The sequence below is a fragment of the Corynebacterium occultum genome (assembly GCF_009734425.1).
In the GTDB taxonomy this organism is placed as follows: domain Bacteria; phylum Actinomycetota; class Actinomycetes; order Mycobacteriales; family Mycobacteriaceae; genus Corynebacterium; species Corynebacterium occultum.
In genome coordinates this window covers 1,274,972-1,287,751 of sequence record NZ_CP046455.1, presented here as the reverse complement: position 1 = coordinate 1,287,751, position 12,780 = coordinate 1,274,972, and the positions used below count along the sequence as shown (strand labels likewise).

Here is a 12,780-nt window from a genome sequence, read left to right as displayed (position 1 = left end):
TGGCTATGAGTTCCAAGGCAGGCCAACCAGCAGATAACCAGTCCGAGTCAGTGAAGTTCCAACCCGAACGAACCCACCTCCTCGCGGCCGTGGTCATCTTCCTGATTTTCCTCTTCGGTGTCGGCTACGCCCCGCTGTACCTCTTCTGGATCCTCGCCCTCCCGATCCTCTTCGCCTGGTGGGTCATCAAATCCGAGACCCGCGTCAATGATGAGGGCGTCGAGATCGACTACGCCTTCAAGGCCAACCGTCGTTTCGGCTGGGAGCAGATCGAGGGCGTGGCTTTCAAGGGTGCCAAGGCCCAGCTGCGCACCACTGCAGGCAAGGACCATGTTCTGCCCGGTGTCACCTTCAACTCACTCCCCCTCCTCCAAAAAGCCTCCACCGGTCGGATCCCCGATGCCTTGACCGCCGGTAAGGAAGCCGCCGAGGCCAAGGTCGTCATCCACAACAAGGATGGCCGCCAGGTTCTCATCTCACGTGAGGAGTACGCCCAGCGCGAGGCTGAGAAAGCCCGCCTGGAAGCCGCCGAGGCCGAACAGGCCCAGAGCAGCGCCACCCCCAGGGAATAACAGACCTAGGCCTACCCCCAGCCCCAGGCCCGGCCCTCCCCCACTTTCCGCCATAACTGCACGCCTCTTTTCAGGAGCACCCCCTTGATCCCCCTTCGTTCAAAAGTCACCACCGTCGGCCGTAATGCAGCGGGAGCCCGCGCGCTATGGCGCGCCACCGGCACCCAGGAGCATGAGTTCGGCAAGCCGATCGTCGCGATCGTCAACTCCTACACCCAGTTCGTTCCGGGACATGTGCACCTGAAGGATGTCGGCGACATCGTCGCCGGTGCGGTCCGTGCCGCCGGGGGCGTGCCGAAGGAGTTCAACACCATCGCCGTCGATGACGGCATCGCCATGGGACACGGCGGCATGCTCTACTCCCTGCCTTCCCGGGAGATCATCGCCGACTCCGTGGAGTACATGGTCAACGCCCACACCGCTGACGCCATGGTATGCATCTCCAACTGCGACAAGATCACCCCGGGCATGCTCAACGCCGCCATGCGGCTGAACATCCCCGTGGTCTTCGTCTCCGGCGGCCCGATGGAAGCCGGCAAGGCCGTCGTCGTCGACGGTGTCGCCAACGCCCCCATGGACCTGGTCACCGCCATCTCCGCTTCCGCCGATGAGGCGGTCAGTGATGAGGGTCTGGCCAAGGTCGAGGAGTCCGCCTGCCCCACCTGCGGTTCCTGCTCCGGCATGTTCACCGCCAACTCCATGAACTGCCTCACCGAGGCCCTCGGCCTCTCCCTGCCGGGCAATGGTTCCACCCTGGCCACCCACACCGCCCGGCGGGCCCTCTTCGAGAAGGCCGGTGAAACCGTCGTCGAGCTCTGCCGCCGTTACTACGGCGAAGAGGACGAGTCCGTCCTGCCGCGCGCCATCGCCACCAAGGCCGCCTTCGAGAACGCCATGGCCCTGGACATGGCCATGGGTGGTTCCACCAACACCGTCCTCCACATCCTGGCCGCCGCCCAGGAAGGCGAACTCGAATTCGACCTGTACGACATCGACGAGCTCTCCAAGCGGGTCCCCTGCCTGTCCAAGGTCGCCCCGAACTCCGACTACCACATGGAGGATGTCCACCGCGCCGGTGGCATCCCCGCCATCCTCGGTGAGCTCTACCGGGGTGGCAAGCTCAACGAGGACGTCCACACCGTCCACTCCGCCACCATGAAGGAATGGCTGGAGACCTGGGACATCCGTAGCGGGAAGGCCTCCGAGGAGGCCATCGAACTCTTCCACGCCGCCCCCGGCGGAGTTCGCACCACCGAAGCCTTCTCCACCTCCAACCGCTGGTCCAGCCTCGACACCGACGCCGTCAACGGCTGCATCCACGATGTGGAGCACGCCCACACCAAGGACGGTGGCCTGGTCATCCTGCGTGGCAACCTGGCCGAGGACGGTGCCGTGATCAAGTCCGCCGGCGTTGAGGAGGAGCTGTGGCACTTCTCCGGCCCGGCCCGTGTGGTCGACAGCCAGGAAGCCGCCGTCTCCATGATCCTCAAGCGTGAGGTCCAGGCCGGCGAGGTCGTGGTCATCCGCTATGAAGGCCCCTCCGGTGGCCCCGGCATGCAGGAGATGCTGCACCCCACCGCCTTCCTCAAGGGAGCCGGCCTGGGCAAGAAGTGCGCCCTGATCACCGACGGCCGCTTCTCCGGCGGCACCTCCGGTCTCTCCATCGGCCACATCTCCCCCGAGGCCGCCCATGGCGGATTGATCGCACTGATCGAGAATGGTGACCAGATCACCATCGACGTCCACAACCGTCAGCTCAGCCTCGACGTCGACGAGGAGGTCCTGGCCCAGCGCCGTGCCGCCATGGAGGCCTCCGAGCAGCCCTGGACCCCGGTCGGCCGTAACCGCAAGGTCTCCAAGGCCCTGCGCGCCTACGCCAAGCTGGCCACCAGCGCCGACAAGGGTGCCGTCCGCCAGGTCGACTAAGCCCCAAGGCTGTTTCCCCGGAAAATTCTTCCCGGGAGATTAACCCACACCATCACCCGGTGTGGGTTTTGTCTTTTCCCCGGAATGCCCCCTACCCTCGGTTGGGTGACTATAGCCCCAGGAGTTAAAGACAAGCTTCATCTGCCACCGGCCTATCACCGGATGTTCACCCTCATCGGTGTGCTGGCCTCCCTCGGGTTGATCTTCCGCCAGACCAAGATCACCGACTTCCCGGTCGACATGATCATCTATCGCGCCGGTGTGCGGGAGTTCCTCCAGGGTGGTGAGATGTACTCCCAACCGATGTACGCCGGGGACCTGGCCCTGCCCTTCATCTATCCGCCCTTCGGGGCCCTGGTGCTCACCCCCCTGACGGTCTTCGGGTGGATGGATGATGACGAGGCCGGGGATTTCATCATCCTCCTCTCCGGATTTCTGTTGGCCCTCTGCCTCTACCTGGTGCTGCGCACCTTCCTCAAAGAGGCCAGCCGCACCGAGGTGCTCACCTTCACCGCCCTGACCTGGCCGCTGGCGCTGTTGATCGAACCGATCTGGCTCAATGCCTCCTTCGCCCAGATCAATGTCATCCTGATGACCCTGGTGGTGCTGGATCTCATGCCCCGCAAACGTCGTTTCCTGCCCCAGGGCTGGTTGATCGGCGTGGCTGCCGCCATCAAGATCGCCCCGGCCGCCATGCTGCTCTATTTCCTGCTGCGCCGGGATTTCAAGGCCATCTTCGTGGCCATCGGTTCGGCCATCCTGGTGACCCTGATTGCCGCTGCGGCACGCTGGGACGCCACCTGGGAGTACTTCTCAACGGTGCTGCTGGGTATGGGCACCACCAGTGAATTCGGGGTGGACTCCACCTACACCTCCAACAGCTCGCTGAAGGGCATGGTGATGCGCTTCTTCGACAGTCGGGAAGCCATGGAGGCCCACGGCACCATCCTCAACCTCATCTGGCTGGTCCTGGTGGTCCTGGTGATCGCCGCTGGTGCCGCCCTCATGCTGGCCCTGATCAAACGGGGGTTACACACCGACGCGGTACTGGTCAATGCGGTGGTCATGCTGCTGATCTCCCCGGTCTCCTGGTCCCACCACTGGGTCTGGTTGGCGCTGCTGCTGCCGGTCACCCTCTGGCACTGCCTGAACCTCTTCCCCGACGGCTGGCCCACCTACCTGCTAGGTGGCACCACCCTGCTCTGGACCTATCTGGTGCTGACCGAACCACCGAAGTGGTGGTTCGGAGATGGCGTGGACGTGTTCACCCTGAGCGTGTGGGAGAAGTTCCAGGTCTCGGACTTCGTCTGGCTGGCCCTGGTCTACCTGGTGGCCCTGTGGTTCTCGGTGCGCAGGCTACCGATAACTGAACCAGCGATTTCTGAGGCACACCACTAAGGACAGGCCACCAAGTAGCACCAGGGCATACCCCGGGATCAGCACGGCCGCCCCGGGGGGAAAGACCACTAATTCCTGATGCACGAACTCCCGGTGCGGGCTGAGCAGCATTCCCAGGCCCACCAGAATAGTGCTGCCGGAGAAGAACCAGGTCACTGATCCAGCCAGCAGCAGCACCACACCCACCCCGAGGGCGCCAAGCATGATCAGGGCACCTCCTGCGAACAAGGAAGATCGGCCAAGCAGGGATGTCATCAGCATCCCACCCCCGAGCAGGAGAGCGAAGAGATGGAACACATCAAATGCCGTGGGTTTGAACTCATTCATGTCCTGTCGGCCTCTTCCCTGACTGCGCTTCCTATTTCGTCACCATAAGTGTATGTCCCCGACGAAAAATAATTAAGACGTCCGTACCCCCAAGGAGGGCACGGACGTCTTTCTCATGAGCGAAGCTGGAAAGGTCAGTTCAGCGGGTTGACCCCGGCTCCGAACCACCAGAGTGCCACGGCACCTGCAATGCCCAACACCACGAAGATCCAGGAGCTGACCAGGGGGCGTCGTGCCCAGCCGCGGCTGAAGTCGAAGGAGTAGAGGCCCGGGCCGGTGAACTGCAGTGCCAGGGAAATGACCAGCAGGATCACCGAGAGCATCACCGAGTCATCCCAGGCGAAGATATTCAGGCCGGCTCCACTGTCAGAGAGGGCGTGAAGTGCGGTGAAAGAGGTCACCACGGTGGCGATCGCCGCGAAGAGCGGGGTGATCAGGCCGAAGATGAGGAACACACCCGCTGCCAGCTGCAGGGAAGGCACGAGGATGGCGAGGATATTGGGTAGGACATAGCCGGCGTACTCGCTTTCCAGTCCGGCCAGACCGGCATTACCGCCCAGCTGGAAGAAGGTGGCCACCGAGGTGAGCACCAGGTAGGCGCCGAGCAGCAGGCGAATCAGCAGGATGCCCCAGTCGATGGTGCCGCGCTTGCCCTCCCGGGCCTTGTCACGGATCTCGTCCGGGGTGTCCGTGGTGGCATCCACGGCGGTGCTGCCGGTGTAGAGCCCCCCGGAAGTTCCGGCTGCGGCCGGGGTGTCGAAGGGCTGTGGGGTGGACTCGGACGTGGGCTGCGTGGAGGACGTCACGGTGTCTCCTGAGGTGGTGGGGGCGAAATCAGTGTCCTGATAGGAGGATTCCGCGGGGATCTGGGTGGTTTTCGCCGCAGCTGCCTCAGTCTTCGGGGGGCGGCTGAATGCGGTGGTGGGGGCATCAGAGCGCAGCGGCTCAGAGCGCTCGGGGACGCTGGCCGCCTTGAAGGAAGAGGTTTCCTCACCTGAAGGGGCGGGGGGCACATCGGCACCCTTCTGTTTCGGCTTGGCGGGAATACTCTGCGGGGCTGCCCTTCCGATGCGCTCATAGATGCTGGTGCTCGGGACCTCCTCCTTCCCGGATGTGGCGGAGGCTGCCCTGCCCGGGCGGTAGGTGGGTACATCGAGGTCATCGAGACCGTCTCCGGCGCGGTCTGGTTTGGGGTTCTTCTGTTCATCGCTCATGCTGCCAGCGTAGGTGAAACCTCAACCTCAGGTTGAGATTGTTGCGGCGCGCCGGGGAAATTCGGGGCAGGAGGAGGTTTCACTTCCCCGGGGGGACCGAGTCCATCACGGTGGCGGAAACGACGCTTTCCAGCTATAGTTGTTGACACGTCACACAATTAGGGCAGGAGTTCTGACATGAGCAACGAGAACAAGGACTGGGCGGGAGCCCCCAAGAACGCTTCCTCGGACGGCGAGTTCGTCCGCGACACCAATTACATTACCGACCGCATTGTCGCCGACGTCCCGGCAGGATCCGATCCGATCCCCCAGGACGACGACACCTTCCACTGGCCCGTCGAAGCTGGCCGTTACCGCCTCATCGCCGCACGCGCCTGCCCCTGGGCACATCGCACCGTGATCACCCGCCGCCTGCTCGGACTGGAAGATGTCATTTCCCTGGGCTTGACCGGCCCCACCCATGATGTCCGCTCCTGGACCTTCGACCTGGATCCGGGCAAGGTGGACCCGGTGCTGGGAATCCCCCGCCTGCAGGACGCCTACTTCAATCGTTTCCCCGACTACCCGCGGGGCATCACGGTTCCGGCCATCGTGGAGGAGTCCTCCGGGAAGGTGGTCACCAATGACTACCCCTCCATCACCATCGACTTCAGCCTGGAGTGGAAGCAGTTCCACCGCGAAGGCGCACCGGAGCTCTACCCCGAGCACCTTCGCGAAGAAATGGCCCCGGTGATGAAACGCATCTTCACCGAGGTCAACAATGGTGTTTACCGCACCGGTTTCGCCGGCTCCCAGGAAGCCCATAATGAGGCCTATGAACGTCTCTGGGTGGCCCTGGACTGGCTGGAGGAGCGCCTTTCCACCCGTCGCTACCTGATGGGCGATCACATCACCGAGGCTGATATCCGCTTCTACCCCACCCTGATCCGCTTCGACGCGGTCTACTACTCGCACTTCAAGTGCTCCCGGAACAAGATCACCGAGATGCCGAACCTCTGGGGTTATCTACGAGACCTCTTCCAGACCCCGGGATTCGGTGACACCACCGATTTCGCCGAGATCAAGGAGCACTACTTCGTGGTCCATGAGGAGGTCAACCCGACCCAGATCATCCCCGCCGGACCGGATCTCTCCGGCCTGATGAGCGCACATGGCCGCGAGAAGCTGGGCGGCTCCCCCTTCGCCAAGGGAACCACCCTGCCGGGCCCGGTCCCTGCCGGTGAGCAGGTGAAGAACCCGGAGCCTTTCCAGGTTTAATGCCTAGCGCAGTTCGGCGCGATCCGTGTTGATCGCCTCGCCGGCGGCGGCGATCACCGCCTCACTGAGAAGCCCCAGCAGTTCCGACTCCAGGCGCCACCGCTGCCAGTAGAGGCGGACCCGGGCGACGCGATCGTCGAGAAGCACCAGCTCCCCCTTCTCCAGCAGCGGCGCGACCTGGAGATCGGGCACCAGCGCCCACCCCAGGCCAACGCGGACGGCTTCGAGAAAGCCTTCCGAGGAGGGGATCTGGGAGATACGACGATTCCTCGTCTCGCCTAAATCAAGCCTCTCCACTAGATCACCGTCCTGCAGGGCATCCCGCGGGCCATAACGCAGCGCCGGCATTCTGGCCCAGTCAACGTGTCCCGGGTGGGAGAATTCATCCCGCAGCTGCGGGGTGGACACCGCCAGATAACGCATCTCCCCCAGCTCGATGACCTCGCATCCGGAGACAGCTCCCGCCTCCCGGGTCACTGCCCCGAGCACATCGCCACGCCGCAGAGCACTGAGGGTATGGGACTCATCCTCGACATAGAGCTGGAGGGTGGCCTCGCCATAACCCGCAACATCCGCGAGCACCGGACGGAACCAGGTGGCCAGGGAGTCTGCGTTGAGCGCCACGGCCAGGGGGACGCGGTCGATCCGGCCGCGTAGACGGTTGGCGGTTTCCGCCTGCAGCAGCGCCATCCGACGGGCGGCCTGCACCAGCACCTCCCCAGCATCGGTGGCGGTCGCCGGGGAGGTCCGGCGGACCAGTACCCGCCCGGCCTCTTTTTCCAGGGCCTTGATCCGCTGGCTGACCGCCGAGGGTGAAATCCCGAGCACCACAGCAGCGATCTCGAAGCTGCCCTCATCGACGATGGCGAGCAGGGTCTGCAGGTGCTGGGGATTCAAGTTCATGAAGCAATTCTAAACCAAGATGAGATTCATCAAATTTACTTCAGCACTGCCTGACTGCAGAATGAAACTCATGTCCATTGTGCTCTCCGGTTTTCTTCTCGGCCTTTCCCTGATCGTGGCCATCGGCCCGCAGAATATCCTGCTGCTCAAGCAGGGTGTTCGTCGTGAGGGAATCACCGCGGTGATTCTGGTGTGCCTGATCTCGGACGTCATCCTCTTCACCGCCGGCACCCTGGGCGTGGGCGTGCTGACGGAATCAGCACCCCTGGTGCTCGAGGTGATCAAGTGGGCCGGTGTGGCCTACCTCGGCTGGTTCGCCCTGCTCGCGCTTCGCGACGCCCTGCGCCCCGGAGAAGTCAAGATCGTCGAGGAGTCCGCTCCCCGGGCCTCCAACGAAGTGGTGCCCAGCGGCTCCGGCAGTGCAGTGCTGACCCGGACCCGGGTTCTACCCTCCCCCACCAGAATCAAGGAACAGGCCTTGAGTCGACCCTGGTTCAAGCCCATGATGCTGGCCATTGCACTGACCTGGCTCAACCCGGGCGCCTACCTGGACTCCCTGGTGATGATCGGCGGCATCGCCAACCAGCACGGGGACACGGGGCGCTGGCTGTTTAGCGGTGGCGCCTTCCTGGCCAGTCTGCTCTGGTTCCCGGTGGTGGGCTATGGGGCCAGGCTGCTCTCCCGGCCGTTGTCGAGCCCCCGCGTATGGCGGGTGCTCAACGTGATCATCGCCGTGGTGCTGGGCGTGATCGCCACCAACCTGGCACTGATGTAAAGCTAGTTCTTTTCGTCGTGGATCTTGGACCTGGTGGCCCCGGCCCAGATATTGATCCCGGCATCTGAGGCGGCATCATCAATGGCGGCCAACTCAGCCTCGGAGAATTCCAGGTTGTCCAGGGCCGCCAGGTTCTCATCCAGCTGCGCCACCGAGGAGGCACCCACCAGGGCACTGGCCACGGTCTGTTCACCGAATTCACCCTGCTTGCGCAGCACCCAGGCCAGCGCCATCTGCGCCAGGGTCTGGCCACGTTCGGAGGCGATGTCATTGAGCTGGGAGACCATCGCCAGATTCTCCTGGGAGAGCATCCCCTCGCTCAGTGACTTACCTGCCGCCGCACGAGAATCAGCCGGCACCCCCTTGAGGTAGCGGTCGGTGAGCAGGCCCTGTGCCAGCGGGGAGAAGGCGATCACGCCGAGGCCATTATCGACGGCCGACTCCAGCAGGGATTCCTCATCCTCGCCAGGTTCCTCTACCCAGCGGTTGACGATGGAATAGCTCGGCTGGTGGATCAGCAGCGGACAACCCTCCTCCGCCATGAACTCAGCGGCCTCGGCGGTCAGCTCCGGGCCATAGGAGGAGATGCCCACATACAGGGCTTTGCCGGAGTTGACGATATCGCGCAGAGCATAGAGGGTCTCCTCCAGCGGGGTGTCCGGGTCGGGGCGGTGGTGGTAGAAGATGTCGACATAGTCCAGGCCCAGGCGCTCCAGGGACTGATCCAGCGAGGACATCAGGTACTTGCGGGAACCACCGAAGCCATAGGGCCCCGACCACATGTTCCAACCCGCCTTGGAGGAGATGATCAGTTCATCACGGTGGGACTTCAGGTCTTCCCGCAGAATGCGGCCGAAGTTGCTTTCGGCGGAACCCGCGGGCGGGCCATAGTTGTTGGCCAGGTCGAAGTGCGTGACTCCGCGGTCAAAGGCACGGTGGATGATCTGGCGCTGGGTGGCCATCGGCTTATCATCGCCGAAGTTGTGCCAGAGGCCGAGGGAGATGGCCGGTAGCTTGAGTCCGGAGCGACCGACGGTGCGGTACTCCATACCCTCATAGCGGCTGGTGGCGGGAACATAAGGTGCCGGAACGGTGCGATCGAAGGTCATGTAGACAAGTGTGCCTCTTTTTCCGGCGTTGCGCTCTAAAGCCTCCTCAGGGTGGTGTCACCCCCGTGGCACGGAAGGTGCGTTCTGCTGTGATTCACAGCCCGACTCCCCCTCCGACACCGCACTCCGAATGCTCAGGTGGATATAGTCAGGTTGTGCTCAGTAACCCTTCAGTCCCCTCCGTGGCCGAGAGCGCCTCCCCCGGCCCCTCCCCGCTCCCCGTATTTCAGGGACCCCGTCACCGCATCAGGACGCTCCTCGCCCTGCTCGCCACCACCGTGGTCCTGCTGCCCTGGGTCTTCGATATCCCCAGTATCTGGGGTGGCATCTTAAACGGCACCGAGATCAATGTGCTGCGCTACCACATTGACTTCCACGTCTACCGGGAAGGCGCATTGGCCCTGCTCGCCGGTGACAACATCTACCTCCGGGACTATGAGGTGCGCGGCATTGTCCTCCCCTTCACCTATCCCCCCTTGGGTGCCATCCTCTTCACCCCGCTTACCCTGCTGCCGATGATGCCGGGGGCCGCGGTCTGGGCCCTCATCACCGTGGTTCTGCTGTGGTGGTGCATGGTGATCGTGCTGCGTCGTGCCCTGCCCCAGCTGGGGACGGTCGACCACCGGATCCTGGCCACCTGGGCGCTGCCAGTGGCGCTGCTCTTTGAACCGGTGCGCGAGACCCTGAGCTTTGGCCAGATCAACGTGCTGCTCATGCTGCTGGTGCTGCTCGACACCCTGGGGCGTCAATCGCGTCTGCCCCGGGGTATTCTCATCGGCCTGGCTGCCGCCATCAAGCTGACTCCGGCGGTGTTCATCCTCTACTTCCTGGTCCGGCGGGATTGGAAGGGAGCTGCCACCACGGTGGCCTCCGGAGTGTTCTTCACCCTCCTGGCTTTCGCCCTGAACCCCACCATCTCCTGGACCTATTGGCTGGACACCCTACAGAACACCGACCGGATCGGTGGTCTGGCTTACACCGCTAACCAGTCCTTCCAGGGCATGCTCTTCAGGGTGCTTCCCGAGAGTTCCGTGGGCCCGGCCTGGCTGGTGCTGGTCATCCTGGGACTGGTGGGCATCATCGCGGCCATGCTGCGGGTACAAGGCGCTGCGTCCTCGGCGGAAACCTCCGCCCTCGGGCTGGTGATGCTCAACTCCCTGGTGGCCCTGGTCTGTTCCCCGGTCTCCTGGTCCCACCACTGGGTGTGGCTGGTGCCGGTGGCCCTGCTCTGTGCGGTGACACTGTGGCGCAGCTGGGACCGGGACCCGCTGACCCGACGGGTGGCCGGCGGGATGACCCTCCTGAGCATCTCCTGCGTCCTCCTGCAGCCGCACTGGTCCCTGCCGAATACCCGGGAGCAGGAACTTGACTGGTCCTGGTGGGTGCAGCCCTGGGGCAACTCCTACCTGATCATCGCGATCTTCCTCGTGATCAGCGCACTGTTGCTCCCCCGCCTCCTGCCGCCCCAGGAGGAGACGCAGACCGGGGCCGGGCATATCGACAACCCACTGGCCCGGGGCTGGTCATTCCTGCTGCTCCCGGTGGCGGTGGTGATGAGCATCGGCTCAGTGGTGCTCATCTTCTAGATGCAAAGAAAAATGTCCTGCTCCCCACCCCGGGAACTTCCCAGGGGGGGGAGCAGGACATTAGTTTATTGCGCTGAGGATTACTTCAGTTTTTCGGCGATCAGCTTGTTCACCTGGGCCGGGTCAGCCTTACCGCGGGTGGCCTTCATCACGGCGCCGACGATGGCACCGGTGACCTTGGTGTTGCCGGCCTTGTACTTCTCGATGATGCCCGGGTTGGCGGCCAGAGCCTCATCCACGGCGGCCTCGATCGCGCCGTCGTCACGCACGACCTCCAGACCACGGCCCTTGACCACGGTAGAGACATCGCCTTCGCCGGCCAGCACACCATCAATGGCCTGACGGGCCAGCTTGGTGGTCAGCTTGCCTTCCTTGACCAGGCCGACGACCTCGGCAACCTGGGCCGGGGTGATCTGCAGGGCGTCAAGATCAACCTCGGCTTCCTTGGCCTTGGCGGCGAGATAGTTAACCCACCAGGCACGTGCCTCATCCGGGGTGACACCCTCCTCGACGGTGGCGATGATCAGGTCCAGGGCGCCAGCGTTGACCAGGTCACGCATCTCGGCGTCACCGAGCTGCCATTCCTTCTGGATGCGGTCACGACGAACCCAGGGCAGCTCCGGCAGGGTCGCGCGGATCTCCTCGACCCATTCCTTCGGGGCGATGACCGGGGGCAGGTCCGGATCATTGAAGTATCGGTAGTCCTCCGCGGTCTCCTTCGGACGCCCCTTCGAGGTGGAACCATCAGTCTCCTGGTAGTGGCGGGTCTCCATGAAGATCTCCTCCCCATTTTCGAGGGCGGCGGCCTGGCGCATCATCTCGAAGCGGACAGCCTGCTCCACGGACTTCAGGGAGTTGATGTTCTTGGTTTCGGTACGGGTACCGAACTCCTCCTGGCCGATCGGGCGCAGGGAGAGGTTGGAGTCCACGCGCATGGATCCCTGATCCAGGCGGCCATCGGAAACCCCGAGGGCCTTCACCAGGTCACGCAGCGCGGAGACATATGCCTTGGCGATCTCCGGGGCGCGTCCACCGGCACCCTCGATGGGCTTGGTGACGATCTCGATCAGGGGGACGCCGGCGCGGTTGCAGTCCACCAGGGAGGCGGTGGCACCGTGGATACGGCCGGAGGTGCCGCCCAGGTGGGTCAGCTTTCCGGTGTCCTCCTCCATGTGGGCGCGCTCGATCTCCACGCGCCACTCCGTGCCGTCCTCGAGCTGGACATCGAGGTAGCCGTCATAGGCGATCGGCTCATCGTACTGGGAGATCTGGTAGTTCTTCGGCTGATCCGGGTAGAAGTAGTTCTTCCGGGCGAAGCGGGAGGACTCGGCGATGGAGCAGTTCAGGGCGAGGCCGATCTTGATGGCCCACTCCACACCCTTGGCGTTGACGACAGGCAGTGCGCCCGGCAGGCCCAGCGACACCGGATCAACATTGCTGTTCGGTGCCGCACCGAAGTGAGCGGAGCTGGCGGAGAACATCTTGGTCTCCGTGGCCAACTCGACGTGGACCTCCAGGCCCATGACGGGATCAAACTTCTCCAGGACTTCTTCAAAGTCCATCAGGTCATAAATGGCGGCAGTCATGAGTCCAGATTCTAACCCTCCCGAAGAGTTGATGCGTCATCAGGGGTGCGCTACCTCAGCCTCCACCGTGAGCAGGGTCTCCCGTCCCCGTCCGCCAGAGGGTCAGCAACGGGGTGGGGGTTTGCGG

Annotated in this window: 11 protein-coding genes; 6 read left to right on the top strand and 5 right to left on the bottom strand. The window is 63.8% G+C overall.

The annotated features are described in order from the left end of the window. Window positions 1-5: 5 nt before the first annotated feature. The 3 genes from COCCU_RS06025 to COCCU_RS06015 all read left to right on the top strand — a co-directional run bounded on the left by COCCU_RS06025 (window position 6) and on the right by COCCU_RS06015 (window position 3,896). Window positions 6-572, top strand: a complete 567-nt coding sequence (locus COCCU_RS06025; protein ID WP_156230677.1) for a PH domain-containing protein — start codon at window positions 6-8, stop codon at window positions 570-572. 84 nt (window positions 573-656) lie between these two features. Further along, a complete protein-coding gene (gene ilvD, locus COCCU_RS06020; RefSeq protein ID WP_156230676.1) occupies window positions 657-2,498 on the top strand; it encodes a dihydroxy-acid dehydratase in 1,842 nt (613 codons plus the stop codon). Window positions 2,499-2,603: 105 nt separating this feature from the next. Further along, window positions 2,604-3,896 (top strand): glycosyltransferase family 87 protein, encoded by a 1,293-nt coding sequence (locus COCCU_RS06015; protein WP_231598889.1) that lies wholly within the window; start codon window positions 2,604-2,606, stop codon window positions 3,894-3,896. Here COCCU_RS06015 and COCCU_RS06010 read toward each other — a convergent pair. Together COCCU_RS06010 and COCCU_RS06005 are read right to left on the bottom strand one after the other, a co-directional pair. Further along, window positions 3,855-4,223, bottom strand: coding sequence for a hypothetical protein (locus tag COCCU_RS06010; protein WP_156230675.1), 369 nt, complete (start codon window positions 4,221-4,223; stop codon window positions 3,855-3,857). The genes COCCU_RS06015 and COCCU_RS06010 overlap by 42 nt on opposite strands. A gap of 134 nt (window positions 4,224-4,357) precedes the next feature. Beyond that, window positions 4,358-5,437: a DoxX family protein gene (locus COCCU_RS06005; protein ID WP_156230674.1), complete on the bottom strand. Its 1,080-nt coding sequence runs from the start codon at window positions 5,435-5,437 to the stop codon at window positions 4,358-4,360. 177 nt (window positions 5,438-5,614) lie between these two features. Here COCCU_RS06005 and COCCU_RS06000 point away from each other — a divergent pair, with 177 nt between their 5' ends. After that, window positions 5,615-6,694 (top strand): glutathione S-transferase family protein, encoded by a 1,080-nt coding sequence (locus tag COCCU_RS06000; RefSeq protein WP_156230673.1) that lies wholly within the window; start codon window positions 5,615-5,617, stop codon window positions 6,692-6,694. A gap of 3 nt (window positions 6,695-6,697) precedes the next feature. Here COCCU_RS06000 and COCCU_RS05995 read toward each other — a convergent pair whose 3' ends face one another. Next, window positions 6,698-7,591, bottom strand: coding sequence for an ArgP/LysG family DNA-binding transcriptional regulator (locus tag COCCU_RS05995; RefSeq protein ID WP_156232648.1), 894 nt, complete (start codon window positions 7,589-7,591; stop codon window positions 6,698-6,700). Between the two features lie 67 nt (window positions 7,592-7,658). Between COCCU_RS05995 and COCCU_RS05990 the strand changes: the two genes are divergently transcribed. Beyond that, on the top strand, window positions 7,659-8,372 hold the full coding sequence (locus COCCU_RS05990; protein WP_197088449.1) for a LysE/ArgO family amino acid transporter: 714 nt from the start codon (window positions 7,659-7,661) through the stop codon (window positions 8,370-8,372). A gap of 2 nt (window positions 8,373-8,374) precedes the next feature. On the opposite strand, the gene mgrA is transcribed toward COCCU_RS05990, so the two are convergent. Further along, complete coding sequence (mgrA, locus tag COCCU_RS05985) at window positions 8,375-9,481, bottom strand: L-glyceraldehyde 3-phosphate reductase (protein ID WP_156230671.1); 1,107 nt, start codon at window positions 9,479-9,481, stop codon at window positions 8,375-8,377. A gap of 155 nt (window positions 9,482-9,636) precedes the next feature. Between mgrA and COCCU_RS05980 the strand changes: the two genes are divergently transcribed. After that, entirely contained in the window at window positions 9,637-11,067 is a 1,431-nt protein-coding gene (locus COCCU_RS05980; protein WP_197088448.1) for a glycosyltransferase 87 family protein, read from the top strand. An 80-nt stretch (window positions 11,068-11,147) separates the two neighbouring features. Here the strand turns inward: COCCU_RS05980 and gatB are convergent, their stop codons facing one another. After that, complete coding sequence (gene gatB / locus COCCU_RS05975) at window positions 11,148-12,653, bottom strand: Asp-tRNA(Asn)/Glu-tRNA(Gln) amidotransferase subunit GatB (protein ID WP_156230669.1); 1,506 nt, start codon at window positions 12,651-12,653, stop codon at window positions 11,148-11,150. Window positions 12,654-12,780: the final 127 nt, after the last annotated feature.